The organism is Nocardioides sp. 503 (genome assembly GCF_004522095.1).
Lineage (GTDB): Bacteria > Actinomycetota > Actinomycetes > Propionibacteriales > Nocardioidaceae > Nocardioides.
Genome location: NZ_SPUI01000002.1, coordinates 929,616 through 943,746 on the forward strand (window position 1 = coordinate 929,616; position 14,131 = coordinate 943,746).

The 14,131-nt window shown below is 72.5% G+C and carries 15 protein-coding genes and 1 tRNA gene; 10 read left to right on the top strand and 6 right to left on the bottom strand.

Going from position 1 to position 14,131, the window contains the following annotated elements; translation table 11 throughout:
- Nucleotides 1–2: 2 nt before the first annotated feature.
- The gene (locus E4622_RS05465; RefSeq protein ID WP_134739020.1) at nt 3–1,223 is read left to right on the top strand and encodes a DUF480 domain-containing protein; all 1,221 of its coding nucleotides are present in this window, start codon (nt 3–5) and stop codon (nt 1,221–1,223) included.
- Nucleotides 1,224–1,235: 12 nt separating this feature from the next.
- Here E4622_RS05465 and E4622_RS05470 read toward each other — a convergent pair whose 3' ends face one another.
- Genes E4622_RS05470 through kstD form a run of 3 tightly spaced genes read right to left on the bottom strand, consistent with a single transcriptional unit; the run spans nt 1,236 to nt 4,652 of the window.
- Nucleotides 1,236–2,069, bottom strand: coding sequence for an aminoglycoside adenylyltransferase domain-containing protein (locus tag E4622_RS05470; RefSeq protein ID WP_134739021.1), 834 nt, complete (start codon nt 2,067–2,069; stop codon nt 1,236–1,238).
- A 4-nt stretch (nt 2,070–2,073) separates the two neighbouring features.
- Nucleotides 2,074–2,922, bottom strand: a complete 849-nt coding sequence (locus E4622_RS05475; protein ID WP_134739022.1) for a MaoC family dehydratase — start codon at nt 2,920–2,922, stop codon at nt 2,074–2,076.
- A complete protein-coding gene (gene kstD, locus E4622_RS05480; RefSeq protein WP_134739023.1) occupies nt 2,922–4,652 on the bottom strand; it encodes a 3-oxosteroid 1-dehydrogenase in 1,731 nt (576 codons plus the stop codon). The genes E4622_RS05475 and kstD overlap by 1 nt, the downstream gene beginning before the upstream one ends.
- A gap of 34 nt (nt 4,653–4,686) precedes the next feature.
- Between kstD and E4622_RS05485 the strand changes: the two genes are divergently transcribed.
- The 3 genes from E4622_RS05485 to dmpG are packed head-to-tail and all read left to right on the top strand — an operon-like array spanning nt 4,687 to nt 7,470.
- Nucleotides 4,687–5,493, top strand: a complete 807-nt coding sequence (locus E4622_RS05485) for a fumarylacetoacetate hydrolase family protein (protein ID WP_245155894.1) — start codon at nt 4,687–4,689, stop codon at nt 5,491–5,493.
- 4 nt (nt 5,494–5,497) lie between these two features.
- Nucleotides 5,498–6,391 carry an acetaldehyde dehydrogenase (acetylating) gene (locus tag E4622_RS05490; protein WP_134739025.1) on the top strand — a complete coding sequence of 298 codons (894 nt, stop codon included), beginning with the start codon at nt 5,498–5,500 and terminating at the stop codon, nt 6,389–6,391.
- Complete coding sequence (dmpG, locus tag E4622_RS05495) at nt 6,388–7,470, top strand: 4-hydroxy-2-oxovalerate aldolase (protein ID WP_209021791.1); 1,083 nt, start codon at nt 6,388–6,390, stop codon at nt 7,468–7,470. Before E4622_RS05490 ends, dmpG begins: the two co-directional genes overlap by 4 nt.
- Before the next feature lie 22 nt (nt 7,471–7,492).
- Here dmpG and E4622_RS05500 read toward each other — a convergent pair.
- Both E4622_RS05500 and E4622_RS05505 read right to left on the bottom strand, forming a co-directional pair.
- A tRNA-Gly gene (locus tag E4622_RS05500) sits at nt 7,493–7,566 on the bottom strand.
- A 50-nt stretch (nt 7,567–7,616) separates the two neighbouring features.
- A complete protein-coding gene (locus tag E4622_RS05505) occupies nt 7,617–8,048 on the bottom strand; it encodes a DUF1810 domain-containing protein (RefSeq protein WP_134739026.1) in 432 nt (143 codons plus the stop codon).
- 121 nt (nt 8,049–8,169) lie between these two features.
- Between E4622_RS05505 and E4622_RS05510 the strand changes: the two genes are divergently transcribed.
- The 3 genes from E4622_RS05510 (at nt 8,170) to E4622_RS05520 (ending at nt 10,460) form a co-directional block, all read left to right on the top strand.
- Entirely contained in the window at nt 8,170–9,159 is a 990-nt protein-coding gene (locus E4622_RS05510; protein ID WP_134739027.1) for an LLM class flavin-dependent oxidoreductase, read from the top strand.
- 124 nt (nt 9,160–9,283) lie between these two features.
- Nucleotides 9,284–9,532: a hypothetical protein gene (locus E4622_RS05515; RefSeq protein WP_134739028.1), complete on the top strand. Its 249-nt coding sequence runs from the start codon at nt 9,284–9,286 to the stop codon at nt 9,530–9,532.
- Nucleotides 9,533–9,605: 73 nt separating this feature from the next.
- Nucleotides 9,606–10,460: a hypothetical protein gene (locus E4622_RS05520; protein ID WP_134739029.1), complete on the top strand. Its 855-nt coding sequence runs from the start codon at nt 9,606–9,608 to the stop codon at nt 10,458–10,460.
- A gap of 78 nt (nt 10,461–10,538) precedes the next feature.
- Here the strand turns inward: E4622_RS05520 and E4622_RS05525 are convergent, their stop codons facing one another.
- A complete protein-coding gene (locus E4622_RS05525; RefSeq protein WP_134739030.1) occupies nt 10,539–11,840 on the bottom strand; it encodes a PP2C family protein-serine/threonine phosphatase in 1,302 nt (433 codons plus the stop codon).
- Nucleotides 11,841–12,038: 198 nt separating this feature from the next.
- On the opposite strand from E4622_RS05525, the gene E4622_RS05530 reads away from it, so the two are divergent.
- The 3 genes from E4622_RS05530 (at nt 12,039) to E4622_RS23035 (ending at nt 14,120) form a co-directional block, all read left to right on the top strand.
- Nucleotides 12,039–13,271 carry a DUF222 domain-containing protein gene (locus E4622_RS05530; protein WP_134739031.1) on the top strand — a complete coding sequence of 411 codons (1,233 nt, stop codon included), beginning with the start codon at nt 12,039–12,041 and terminating at the stop codon, nt 13,269–13,271.
- A gap of 71 nt (nt 13,272–13,342) precedes the next feature.
- Nucleotides 13,343–13,681, top strand: a complete 339-nt coding sequence (locus E4622_RS05535; RefSeq protein ID WP_134739032.1) for a YciI family protein — start codon at nt 13,343–13,345, stop codon at nt 13,679–13,681.
- A gap of 196 nt (nt 13,682–13,877) precedes the next feature.
- The gene (locus E4622_RS23035; protein ID WP_209021792.1) at nt 13,878–14,120 is read left to right on the top strand and encodes a DUF664 domain-containing protein; all 243 of its coding nucleotides are present in this window, start codon (nt 13,878–13,880) and stop codon (nt 14,118–14,120) included.
- Nucleotides 14,121–14,131 lie beyond the last annotated feature (11 nt).

Here is a 14,131-nt window from a genome sequence, read left to right on the forward strand (position 1 = left end):
GCATGGATCTCCCGGTGCTCGACCCGACCGAGCAGCGCGTCCTCGGCAGCCTGATGGAGAAGGAGCGGACGGTCCCCGCGTCCTACCCGCTGTCGCTCAACGCCCTGCGCACCGCGTGCAACCAGACCAGCAGCCGCGACCCGATCACCGACCACGACGAGGCGACCGTCGAGCGGGTCGCGCGCGAGCTCAAGGACCGTGGGCTGGTGCGGATCGTGTGGGCGGCGACCGGTCGGCGGACCCTGAAGTACCACCAGACGCTCGCCGAGGAGCTCTCGCTGACCGACGCCGAGCGCGCGCTGGTCACCGTGCTGCTGCTGCGCGGGCCCCAGGCGCCCGGCGAGCTGCGCTCGCGCACCGAGCGCCTGCACGCCTTCGCCGACCGCGAGGCCGTCGAGGAGACCCTGCGCCGCATGGCGGGCCGGCCCAGCCCGCTGGTGCGCGAGCTCGAGCGCCGCCCCGGCCAGCACGACAACCGCTGGGTGCACCTGCTCGGCCCGGTCGACGAGGGCGCCGCGGGCGCTGCGCCCGCCGCGACCACCGCCGCGGGCGACTTCGAGAGCGTGCTCGCGCAGGGCGCCGACGCGCGCGACGACAGCGTTCGGGCGACGTACGGCACGGTGGCGCAGACCTACGCCGACCGGCTCACCGACGAGCTCGGCGGGCTGCCCTTCGAGTCCTGGATCCTCGACCGGGTCGCCGCGGAGGCGGGGGACCAGCCGGTGGTCGAGGTCGGCTGCGGGCCGGGCCACGTGACCGCCCACCTGGCCGCGGCAGGCGCCGACGCCACCGGCATCGACCTCACGCCGGCGATGGTCGAGGAGGCCCGTCGGCGCTTCCCCGAGGGTCGCTACGAGGTCGGCGACCTGCGCCGGCTCATGCGCCCGACCACCAGCGACGGGTGGGGTGCCGTGCTCGCGTGGTACTCCCTGATCCATCTCGCTGCCTCCGAGCTGCCCGACGCCGTCGCGGCGCTGGCCCGGCCGATCAGCCCCGGTGGGCGGCTGGTGCTCGCGATGCATGCGGGCGGCGGCGTACGCCACCTGGACTCGTGGTTCGACCTCGACGTCTCGCTCGACTTCGTGTTCCACGACCCCGCCCACGTGCGGTCGGTGGTCGAGGCGGCCGGCTTCGAGGACCTCGAGTGGTACCACCGCGGCCCGTTCACCTGGCGCGGCGAGACCACCGAGCGGTTCTACCTGCTCGCCACCAAGCCTGGCTGAGCTCGCCCGGGCTCAGCCCGCGCCCGCCCCGGCCCGCCCGACCAGCCCGACGACCTCCCACACGAAGTCCCGGGTGAGGGCGACGGCGGCGGAGTCGGCCGGCCGGTGCACGCGCCCCCACGGGTCGGGCCGCGACGCGATCGCGTCGTCGACCAGCCCGGCGAAGCGCTCGGGCACGCGCTCCCGAGCCCACCGCGCGGCCGAGGTCTTGTCGGTGACCGCACCCTCGGTGGCGGTGTAGAGGACCCGGCAGAGGGTCAGGACGACGAACGGCTGCCCCCAGGCGGTGGCGTACGTCGCGGGCTCGTCCTCCCACAGCTCCGCGACGGTGCGCGCGGTGCCGACGGCCTCCGCGCGGAGCATGCCGACGGAGATCTCGGCGACGGACGCCCGCACGGCGGCGCCCGCCACCAGCCGCCCGTTCTCACGCAGCACCCAGCGGGTGTGCGCCGTGTTGTCGTGGTCGGACAGCACGAGCTCGCGGCTGCCGTTGTCGACGTACCACCAGCGCCGCCCGACGGTCATCGGGCTCGCCAGGTCGCCCACCGGCGCGTAGCTGCCCTCCAGGTGGGAGGCCCACGGCGAGGACAGGTCGGGCAGTCGGGCATGCAGGTCCCGGAGCGCTCCCGGGTCGTCCAGCCGGTCGGCGGTCACGACGAGGAAGTCCACGTCGCTGTGCTCGTCGCCGCGTCCCAGCGCGAAGGACCCGAGGAGGTGCACACCGAGGAAGTCCGGGCCGAGCACGCCCCGCGCCCCGGCGGCGAGCTCGTCGAGCACCGCCGCCAGGTCGGCCGCCGACGCCGAGCCGATCTGAGGTTCGAGAAGCTGCTGAAGTCCGGTGTCCACCGGTTCAGTCAAGCGTGAGCACCACGTCGGCGAGGACGGGGGAGCCGTCGCGCTCGCCGCCGGCGACGGTGGCCGAGCCCAGGACCCGGGCGCCGTCGCGCCAGCCCTGCACGCGGATGGTCTCGCCGGGGAAGACCACGCCGGAGAAGCGGCCACCGAAGCCGCGCACCGCGGCCGCGTCGCCGTCGAGCAGCGCGTCGGTCAGCTCGCGCAGCACGATCGCGTAGGAGCACAGTCCGTGCAGGATCGGCGCGGGGAAGCCTGCGGCCCTGGCGAACTCCGGGTCGGCGTGCAGCGGGTTGCGGTCGCCGCAGAGGCGGTAGAGCAGCGCCTGCTGCGGCGTGACGTCGTACGTCGTGTCGGCGTCGGGCGCGCGGTCGGGCAGCTCGACCTTCTCCGAGACGCCGCGCTCACCGCCCCAGCCGCCCTCGCCCTTGACGAAGATCGACGACCGGACCGTCCACAGCTCCTCGCCGGACGGCGCCGTGGCGACGCCCTCCTGCCAGATGACCGCGGCCTTGCCCTTGTCCCACACGTCGCTGATGCGCGTGGAGACGGTGGCGGTGCCGGAGGTCGGCAGCGGGCCGGTCACCGAGATCGACTGCGACCCGTGCACGACCTGCGCGAGGTTGATGTCGCAGCCCGGCAGGTCGAGGGGCGGCGGGTCGGTCTCGTGGAACGTCGGCGCCACGACGCCGAACGACGGCAGCACCTGCAGGCCCGCGGTCTCCAGCGTGTACGACAGGTCGGTGGCGCCGATGCCGAGGTGGTAGAGCAGCACGTCGCTCTCGGTCCACGAGAACTCGCGTGCGCCGAGGTCGGCGCCGATCGCGACGGACGGGTCGATCGGCATCAGGCGCTCTCCTTGCCCACAGCGTTTCGAGACGGTTGCTGCGCAACCTCCTCAACCTCCGGAGCGACCGGGGTGGCGGCGATGTCCTGGGCGGCGAGGTAGCCGAAGGCCATGGCCGGTCCGATGGTGGCGCCGGGCCCGGCGTAGGTGCGGCCCATGACCGCGGACGAGACGTTGCCGGCGGCGTACAGGCCGGGGATCGTCGAGCCGTCGGCGCGCAGCACGCGGGCGCGCTCGTCGGTGACCAGCCCGCCCTTGGTGCCGAGGTCGCCGGGCACGATCTTGACGGCGTAGAACGGACCCTGGTCGATGGTGTGCAGCGAGGGGTTCGGCTTGACCGTGGGGTCGGAGTAGTACTTGTCGTAGGCCGACTCGCCGCGGTGGAAGTCCTCGTCGGTGCCGCCGCGGGCGAAGCCGTTGAAGCGCTCCACCGTGGACTTCAGGCTCTCGGGCGGTACGTCGATCTCGGCGGCGAGCGCCTCGATGGTGTCGGCCCTGCGGATCACGCCGTGCTTGTACCAGCGGCCCGGGAAGGGCTGGCGCGGCATCAGGCCGGCGAAGAGGTAGCGGTTGCGGTAGCGCTGGTCGATGACCATCCAGCTCGGGACGTGGCCGACCCCGGTGGCCTCGCCGGCGTAGATCTCGTGCACCGCCTCGACGTAGGGGAGCGCCTCGTTCATGTAGCGCTCGCCGGCCTGGTTGACGATGATCGAGCCGGGCAGGTTGCGCTCCGCGAGGCAGAACCACGGGCCGCCCGGCAGCGGGATCGTCGGCCCCCACCAGGAGTCGTCGAGCAGGTCGGTCTCGGCGCCGGCGGCGATGCCGGCGAGGATCCCCCCGCCGGTGTTGAACTGCGAGCCGGTCGTCCAGTCGACCGACGTGGGCTGCGGTTGGTACTTCTCGCGCATCTCCAGGTTGCGCTCGAAGCCGCCGCTGCCCAGGATCACCCCGCGCCTCGCGCGTACGACGGACTCCTGACCGTCCAGCGTGACCCGGACGCCGACGACGCGGCCGTCCTCGACGACCAGGTCGGTCAGCTCGGTCTCGTAGTGGACGGGCACGCCCGCGTCGATGAGGCCCTTGCGGAGGCCGATCGCGATCGCGTTGCCCATGGCGAACATCCGGCGACCGCGCAGGCCGCTCAGGATCCGGTTGAGCAGCACCTTCACCATCGTCACCGGCCCGCGCAGCGTGCGCAGGCCGAGGCTGATCTTCCGGAAGTCGGCCTGCGTGACGATCATGTTGGCCGGCGCCTTGGTGTACTGCGGGTGCAGCCGCTTCAGCTCCTCGCCCAGGAAGCGCGCGTCGAGTGGGATCGGCTCGCAGCTGCGGCCCGCGACCCGGCCGCCGGGCGCCTCGGGGTGGTAGTCGGCGTAGTCGGGCACCCAGGTGAAGCGCAGGGGGGTGTGCTCGCGGACGAAGTCGAGGACCTCCGCGCCGCGGTCGATGTAGGTGTCGCGCCGGACCTTGGGGACCACGTCGCCGACGATCGAGTCGAGGTAGCGCTTGGACTCCGCCAGCGGGTCGGCCTGGCCGGCCTTCGCGAGCGCGTAGTTGCCCGGCATCCAGACCCCGCCGCCGCTGCGCGCGGTCGAGCCGCCGAAGTAGGCGCTCTTCTCGAGCAGGACCGTGTCCAGTCCGCGTGTGGCGGCCGCCAGCGCGGCGGTCATGCCGGCCCCTCCGGCGCCCACGACCACGACGTCCACCTCGGGGGGCAGGGGGGTGCTCATGGCGCAAAACTGTAACAGGTTCTACTGTGGACCCGTGACCTCCCAGGACTCGATCGAGGCGGCCGTGTCGCGCCTCGCGCAGGCTCAGGCCACGCGGGTGCCGTGCGCGCCCGTGCGCGACCTCATCGGCACCGACGACCTGCCGGCGGCGTACGCCGTGCAGCGCGGGCTGGTCGACGCCCGGCTGGTCGGCGACGTACGCGTGGTCGGTCGCAAGATCGGCGCCACGTCCGAGGCCGTGCAGCGCCAGCTCGGCGTCGACCAACCTGACTTCGGCTACCTGCTCTCCGACATGGACGTCAGCCACGGCGCCGACGGCGTGCCGGTCTCGATGCGGACGCTCGTGCAGCCGCGGGTCGAGGGCGAGGTCGCCTTCGTGCTGGCCGGCGACATCGACCCGGCGACCGAGGAGGAGATCACCCTCGAGCTCGTGCGCGCGGCCGTCGACGTCGCGCTGCCGGCGCTGGAGATCGTCGACTCGCGCATCGCCGACTGGGACATCGGCTTCACCGACACCGTCGCCGACAACGCCTCCAGCGGGCTGTTCGTCGTCGGCCGCGACGGGCGGCGCCTCGACGACCTCGAGCCGCGCGACGTGACGATGTCGCTGACGATCAACGGCGAGGAGCGCTCCTCCGGCGACGGCGCCGCCTGCCTGGGCGACCCGCTGGAGGCGCTGCGCTGGCTCGCCGTTCAGGCCTGGCGCTTCGGCGACCCGCTGCGGGCCGGCCACCTGATCCTGTCCGGGGCCCTGGGCCCGTTCGTGCCGTTCGCCCCGGGTGACCGGGTCGTGGCGACCATCAGTGGCTTCGCGCCGCTGAGCGTGCAGTTCGAGGAGTGAAGCTGTGAGTGGAAAGCTGACCGCCGCCATCGTGGGGCCGGGCAACATCGGCACCGACCTGATGTTCAAGCTGCTGCGATCGCAGGTGATCCAGCCCCGCTGGATGATCGGCGTCGACCCGACGTCCGAGGGCCTGCGGCTGGCCGCCGAGCAGGGCCTCGAGGCCAGCCACGAGGGGGTCGACTGGCTACTCAAGCAGGACGAGCTGCCCGACCTGATCTTCGAGGCCACCTCCGCCTACGTGCACCGCGAGTACGCCCCCCGCTACGAGGAGGCCGGCATCCGCGCGATCGACCTCACGCCCGCCGCGGTGGGACCGGCGGTGATCCCGCCCGTCAACGGCGAGGAGCACGTCGCCGCGATGAACGTCAACATGATCACCTGCGGCGGGCAGGCCACGATCCCGATGGTCGCCGCGGTCTCGCGCGCCGCCGCCGTGTCGTACGCCGAGATCGTCGCCTCGGTCTCCTCCATGTCGGCCGGGCCCGGCACCCGCGCCAACATCGACGAGTTCACCCGCACCACCGCCGCGGGCGTCGAGACCATCGGCGGCGCCGCGCGCGGCAAGGCGATCATCATCCTCAACCCCGCCGAGCCGCCGATGATCATGCGCGACACGATCTACTGCGCCGTCGCCCCCGACGCCGACCGCGACGCGATCATCGCCAGCGTCTTCGCCATGGAGAAGGCCGTGCAGGAGTACGTGCCCGGCTACCGGCTCCTCCAGGAGCCGCAGATCGACGAGCCGTCCGCCGCCACCCAGGGCCAGACCAAGGTCTCGGTCTTCGTCGAGGTGGAGGGCGCCGGCGACTTCCTCCCGCCGTACGCCGGCAACCTCGACATCATGACCGCCGCCGCCGCCCGCGTCGGCGACACCATCGCCAGGAGCCTGCTGTGAACGACCGCGACATCCTCACCCGCACCTGGTCCCAGACGGACACCTCGAGCGACCTGGACCTGCGCCTGACCGATACCTGCCTGCGCGACGGCTCGCACCACAAGCGGCACCAGTTCACCGCCCAGGAGGTGCACGACATCGTCGAGGCGCTCGACGACTCCGGCGTACCCGTCATCGAGGTCACCCACGGCGACGGCCTCGGCGGCTCGTCGTTCAACTACGGCTTCTCGCGCACCCCCGAGCAGGAGCTGATCCGGATCGCGGCGGAGACCGCCAAGCGGGCCAAGATCGCGTTCCTGATGCTGCCCGGGGTCGGCACCAAGGACGACATCCGCGCCGCCCAGGACAACGGCGGCCAGATCTGCCGGATCGCCACCCACTGCACCGAGGCCGACACCTCGATCCAGCACTTCGGCCTGGCCCGCGAGCTCGGGCTGGAGACCGTGGGCTTCCTGATGATGAGCCACACCCAGCCGCCCGAGGTGCTGGCGAAGCAGGCGCGGATCATGGTCGACGCCGGCAACCAGTGCGTCTACGTGGTCGACTCCGCCGGTGCGCTGGTGATGGAGGAGACCGCCGACCGCGTCGCCGCCGTGGTCGCCGAGATCGGGGGAGAGGCCACGGTCGGCTTCCACGGTCACGAGAACCTCGGCCTGGGCGTCGCCAACACCGTGATCGCGGCCCGCGCGGGCGCCACCCAGATCGACGGCTCCGTGCGCCGCTTCGGCGCCGGCGCCGGCAACACGCCGCTGGAGGCCTTCGTCGGCGTCTGCGACAAGCTCGGCTGGCGGACCGGCATCGACTTCCTCACCATCGTCGACGCCTCCGAGGACGTCATCAAGCCCGCCATGCCCGAGGAGTGCCAGCTCGACCGGATGACGCTGATGATGGGCTACGCCGGCGTCTACTCCTCCTTCCTCAAGCACGCCGGCAACGCCGCCGACCGCTACGGCGTCTCGGGCGCCAAGATCCTGCTCGAGGCCGGTCGCCGCAAGCTCATCGGCGGCCAGGAGGACCAGCTCATCGACATCGCGCTGATGCTCAAGGCCGAGCAGGACAAGGAAGCGGCCAACCGCTGAGCTCGATGCGTCGGGGAGGAGATGGAGCGGACGCGAGGATTTGAACCTCGACCTCTTCCCTGGAAGGGAAGTGTGCTGCGACTACACCACGTCCGCGCAGCCAGTCCCTGTCGAGCCTGGCAGGTCCGAGTATGGACCCTCGGCCCTCACGAGCCGAGGATCTCCACGGTCCGCGGGTCGCGCTCGCCGGCGAAGAACGCGTCCAGCACCTGCTGGAACACCGGCTCGGCGCCGGTGGCGAGGGCGAACAGGGTCATGGAGGAGCGCAGCTTGGCGTCGTCGGGCGAGCCCATGATCTGGTGCGCGCTCAGGTCGCTGTGGGAGAGCGCGGCCGTGGCGCACTCGACGAGCCGAGGGCCGAGCACGGGGTGGTCCAGGTAGGCACGCGCCTCGTCCAGCGAGCCGACGGCGTAGCGCTGCGAGGTCGGTGACAGGCCGAGGCCGGCGACCTGCGGGAAGACGAACCACATCCAGTGGCTCCGCTTGCGACCTGCGCGCAGCTCGGCCAAGGCCTGGGCGTGGACGCCGTTCGACTGCGCCTCGACGAAGCGCTCCAGGCGGAAGGGGTCGTCACTCACCCGGATGACGGTACGTGACGCCGGCGGGCCGGCCGTGCGCCGGAGGTCGGGGGCGTGATCGGGGAAGAGGACCGCTCCCGGGCTTGTTGTGACGAGACGACGACCTGAAAGGCCTTACCCGATGCGCATCCCGCTGTCCGTGCTCGACCTCGCCCCGATCGCGAAGGGGGAGTCCGTCGGCAGCAGCATCGCCGCCAGCGTCGCGCTGGCGCAGCGCGCGGAGGAGCACGGCTACCGTCGCGTCTGGTACGCCGAGCACCACAACATGCCGAGCATCGCCTCGTCCGCGACGAGCGTCCTGATCTCGCACGTCGGAGCCCACACCTCCACCATCCGGCTCGGTGCCGGCGGGGTGATGCTGCCCAACCACTCGCCGCTGACGATCGCCGAGCAGTTCGGGACGCTGGCCTCGATGTACCCCGACCGGATCGACCTCGGTCTGGGCCGCGCGCCCGGCTCGGACCAGACCACGGCGCACGCGCTGCGGCGCGGCCCCTCGGCCTCGGACAGCTTCCCGCAGGACGTCCAGGAGCTTCAGGCCTTCCTGGGCGAGGAGTCCCTGGTGCCCGGCGTGACGGCGGTGCCGGGCCGCGGCACGAACGTCCCGCTCTACATCCTCGGGTCGTCGATGTTCGGCGCCCACCTCGCCGCGGCGCTGGGTCTGCCCTACGCGTTCGCCAGCCACTTCGCACCGCAGGCGCTCGAGGCCGCCGTCGCCGCCTACCGGCGCGAGTTCACGCCGTCGGCCCAGCTGGATGCGCCGTACGTGATCGCCGGCGTCAACGTCGTCGCCGCGGCCACGGAGGCCGAGGCGCGCGAGAACCTGCAGGCGGCACGGCGCACGATCGCCGTCGCCCTGTTCGGCCGCGGCGAGAGCCTGAGCGACATGGAGGCGGACGTGCTCCTCCGACGAGGCGCCGCCGAGCACGTCGACCAGATGTTCACCTACGCCGCGGTCGGGGACGGCCGTGAGGTGGCCGACTACCTCGAGCGCTTCCGCGACCACGTCGGTGCCGACGAGCTGATCACCGCCCACCAGGCGCCCAGCACGGAGGCCCGCCTCCGGTCGGTCACCCTCACCGCCGAGGCCATGGCGTCGGTCGCGGTCTAGGGGTGGCGACTGCGAGGTGACGTTACCGGGGGACGCCCGCTGGAGCGAACGTCGTCCCTGCGTCACCACGGACTGTGTCTGCGGCGAGCCCATCCGTTCACCGCGTCGGTGTCGAACCCCCAGCATGAGCCAGCCCGACACCATGTTCGCCAGCCGCAGCGTTCCCCGGCACCTCGTACGTGGAGCCCTGGGCCTGCCCCTCATGGTGGCGGCCTTCGCGCTGGTGCCGTGGCTGGGGCCGCTGGCGCTCCTGCTCGTCATCCCTGCGGCGGTGCTGCTGCGCGGATGCCCCACGTGCTGGGCCCTCGGGCTGGCGCAGACCTGCGCGCTCAGCCCACCGGCATCCGCGGCTGAATCGCGTCCTCGCCGCTGACGCACACGCCCACTGCTCTGTCCGTGGCCGAGTGTTCATCTGGCGTCCTCCGAGCCGTGCGACCATCCGCCCCGTGAACGCACGACACCGCCTCGGCGCCGCTCTGGTCCTGGTCCTGGGCCTGCTCGGCCTCACCGGGTGTGCGGCCTCCGGCGAGGGCGGCGCGCCCGCGGACGCGACGGGCAACATGGTCAGTGACCGTCCGGTCGCCGCGCCGAAGCACCCGCGATGGTTCTCCGGGCAGCTGGTGGTCGAGCCCGCCGGGGCCGGTCGGGCCTGCCTGCTCCTGGACACCGACGACGGGTCCTACGTCCTCCGCACGGCGCGCACCCACCTCGAGATCAGGGCCTGGCAGCGTGACGGTGCGTTCGACGCGACCAGGTCGGGCGTCGTGGCGAACGGCCGGGTCGTCGCGCCGTACGGCGACGAGCTGACCTCGATCCGCGGCCGGGTCGTCGCGGACGCCGACGGCGAGTGCGACACGCACCCGACGCTCTCCGTCGCGCGCGCGGTGCGGGGTGAGCGCTCGATGCCGGAGTCGACGCCCGATCCGTCGCTCGCCGGGCACCCCGACGCGGGCGCTGGTGGCTCCGGCCCGCTCCTCGCGGAGCCCGCGGTGCGCTGGATGAAGGGCGAGCTCACCGTGGTGCGCGGCAACCAGCGTGACGGCTACTGCCTGGCCATCGACACCGCTGCCGGGGCCTACACCCTGGGCAGCTCGAGCAAGGCCTACGACGTCGTCGTCTCCGAGGTCGAGGGCGGCGTCGACCGCCGTCGCACCGGGATCCACCACCACGGCCGCGACCCGCTCGGGATGTATGCGTCCGTCGGCCAGCAGGTCGAGCTCCTCGGCCGGCTGTACGGCGACAACACCGACTTCCACTGCAGCAGCTACTACTCGTTCTCGATCACCGACGTCGCGCCGTAGCTCAGCCCTCGTCGTACGCCGCGAGAGCTCACTGCCGAGGCCATGGAGCCGGTCGCGGTCCGGGCGCGTGGCGCGGCGTCAGCCGAGCGGGTCGCTGGCGCGGCCAGGCTCGGCACCGAACTCGACCTGTCGTGACCCCCTGTGCTCACCGTGCCAGTCCAGGCACAGCACCGTCGCGTCGTCGCGCAGCCTGCCGCCCGTGGCCTCCAGCGCGCCGTCGGCGAGCGCCCGCACGACCTCGCGCGGATGGAGCTCGCGGCTCTCCAGGATCGCGCGCGAGATGGCGCTGTCCATGTCGTTGCGGTCGAGCATCCCGTCGGTGAGGAGGATGATCCGGTCGCCGGGACGCAGCTGCACGCGCGTGCTCCCGTAGGTGACGTCCTCGAACATCCCGAGCGCCAGGTCCACGCGGAGCTCGAGGGTGTTCAATGCGCCGTCGCGCAGGAGGTACGGCGCGACATGTCCGGCGTTGAGCAGGTCCAACGCCCCGGTCCTCAGCGCCAGACGTCCGACGATCCCCGTCACGAAGTCCTCGCCGGTGCCGCGCGGGTGCTCGCAGAGCGCGGCGTTGGTGGCCGCGGCCTGCTCCACCAGCGACAACCCGCTCCGGCGGCCGCCCCGCAGGCCGGCGAGACACATGCTCGCGGTCAGGGCTGCCTCGACCCCGTGACCCATGGCGTCCGTGAGCGAGAGGTGCAGGAAGTCGCGCGCCAGGCTGTAGTCGAACGTGTCGCCCCCGATCGACGCTGCCGGCTCGAGCCAGCCGGCGAGCGTGAACGCGGCCGCCTCGCAGGTGCGGGCGGACGGCAGCAGACGCTGCTGGATCTCGGCGGACAGGCTGTAGTTCTCGGTGCGCTGGCCCCACTCGTACAGGTCCGTGTGCCGTCGGTTGGCGATGACGACGAACGCCAGCAGGTGAGCCACTTGGGCGATCTCGGTCACGGTCTCGTCGGCCGGCCGTTCGGGCAGGAACATCTCGAGCAGGCCGATGGACTCTCCTCGCTCGGTCACGGGTGCCAGGAGTCGGTGGCGTCCGGTGGGCGGGGTGTCAGGGGAGGGTGCGATGACCTGCACCGTCTGCGTCCTCAGCGCTTGCTCGTCCGGCCCGCCGTCGAGAGTGATCCGCGTTGCCGAGTCCTCGTCGTGCCTGCGCTCGCCGTTGTCCTCGTCGCCCTCGTCGCGGGTCCCGGGCGCACCGACGGAGGGGACGTGGGCCAGGCGCACGAGTGCCCGTCCGGACGCGTCGGTGATCAGGAACGACACCTCGGTCGCGCCAAAGACCAGCGCCAGCTCGCGCGCCACCTCCTCAGCGGCTCGCACGGGCGACGCAGCCTCGGCCGCCTGCAGAAGACGGCCGACGTCGAGCTTCCGCCTCGTCACCTCAGGAGCATAGGGCAGCCCCCGGTGCCGGAAACAGCACGGCAGCCCTTGACATGGAACTCGAACAACTGTTCTAATATCGACAGATGCAGTAGTCCTCCGGTGATCCGGAGCTCGTCATGCGACGCGCTGGCATCGACGTTCTCATGAGTCCCGGTGGGTGGGTCCCCGGGCGACCGTCGACCTCCAGGTGTGGGCATGTCCGAGTCGTTCGCTCCGCAGCATCCGGTGCTGGCCGCGGTGTCGACGATCGAGGACGCCCTGGCGGAGCTCGCCGAGGTCGACCCGATCTACATGTCGACGGACGACAAGGCCGCGGCCCTGCTCCGCCTCAGTGCGTTGAGCGACCGGACCGAGGAGCTGCGGCTGCGCGTGATGGCCTCGGCCGACGACGTCGCCGAGCGGGACGGCGCTCGTGACGTCGCGGCCTGGCTGGCGCACCACGCACGACGTGACCGCGGCGAGTGTCGCCGCCGCCTGCGGCTGGCAGGGGACCTGCTGAAGCACCCGGTCGTGGCCGGGGCGCTGCGGGAGGGGATGGTCAACGTGGGTCAGGCCGAGGTCGTCGTGCGCGCCGTCAAGGAGCTCCCTGCCGAGGTGGGTGAGGAGACCCGCGCCCTGGCCGAGACGCAGCTCGTGACCGAGGCGCAGCAGTTCGGTCCGCGTGAGCTGCGGGAGCTGGGGCGTCGGGTCCTGGACGTCGTGGCGCCCGACGTCAACGACGGCCTGGAGGCCCGCCTGCTCGAGCAGGAGGAGGCGCGGGCCCGCAAGCGCACCTTCCTCAGGACGCGGCGCAACGGCGACGGCACCACCGACCTCCACCTCCGCGTGGCCGACGCCGTGTGCGACCGGCTGCTCACCTACCTCCATGCCTTCGCGGCGCCGCGTCGCGAGCGCGAGAACGCCCCCGACGACCGACGGCCCTACGACCAGCGGATGGGCGAGGCGTTCGGCTCCTTCCTCGAGTCCGTCGACCCCGACCGCATGCCGCTCCACGGCGGCGACGCGACCACCGTGCTGGTCCACATCGACCTCGAGACGCTGCAGGCCGAGCACGGGGTCGCCTTCGTGGGCGACGAGCCGATCTCGGCCGGCGAGGCGCGCCGGCTGGCGTGCACGGCGGGCATCATCCCCGTGGTGCTCGGCGGTCAGAGCCAGGTGCTCGACCTGGGGCGGACGCGCCGCCTCTACTCGCCACCGCAGCGCAAGGCGCTCGCCGTGCACCAGCGCACGTGTCGGGCCGAGGGCTGCGACATCCCGTCAGCCTGGTGCGAGGTCCACCACGGCGGCACCCCCTGGTCCCGGGGTGGCAAGACCGACCTGGCCGACGGGGACCTGTTCTGCTCGTTCCACCACCACCTGGCCCACGACCATCGCTACCTGCTCGTCCGCCTCTCCGACGGGGGAGTCCGCTTCCACCGGCGGACGTAGGCCGACCGATGAGTCCGCCTGAGTCCGGCGGTCACCACGACGACCGCGACCGCCTCCCGAAGGACACCGCCATGCCCAGATTCGTCACGATCGGCTACGGCGACCGCGAGGGCTACGACCGCACCGCGCCCCAGGTGCGAGACGAGGCGCATGCCCACGACCGGCGCCTCCAGGACGGCGGGGTCACGCCCATGGTCGGGGTGGCCGGCCCGCCTGTGCAGGTCCGCAACCACGAGGCAGTGGGGGTCAGGACGACGGACGGCCCCTACCTGCGGTCGGCGCTGCCCGTCGCCGGCTTCGCCATCGTGGAGGCCTCCGATCTCGACGAGGCGGTGAGGCTCGTGTCGGGCACCCCCTGCGCGGTCGCCCACGGAGTGGTCGAGGTGTGGCCGCTCATCGAGGCCGACTGACAGGCGCTCACGTCGACCGCCAGTGGGTACCGGTCGCCCATGACCACCGACCCGACGCCCGAGCACGACCAGGACTCCGAGCCGCCGACCCCGGACGGCCAGGAGCCCAACACCCAGCAGCCGGGTCCGCACCCGGACCCGCCTCCGGGCGAGGAGTAGGCACCCGGGCGGGCCGTCTGCTGAGAGAGTGGCCGGCATGACGACCTCGGACCCCAAGGCCACGCTCGTCGACTACCTCCAGCAGGCGCGCGAGGCGATCGTGTGGAAGCTCGAGGGCCTCGGTGAGTACGACGCCCGCCGGCCGCTGACCCCCACCGGCACTGGCCGGCGCACGTCGCCCGGGTCGAGCGCGCCGCCCGCGCAGCCGGGGGAGACCCGACCGACAGTGCATAAGTTGCGACCGTCCAGGGATGTCGACCAAAACAAGAACGTGTTCTAGTATTGACCTGT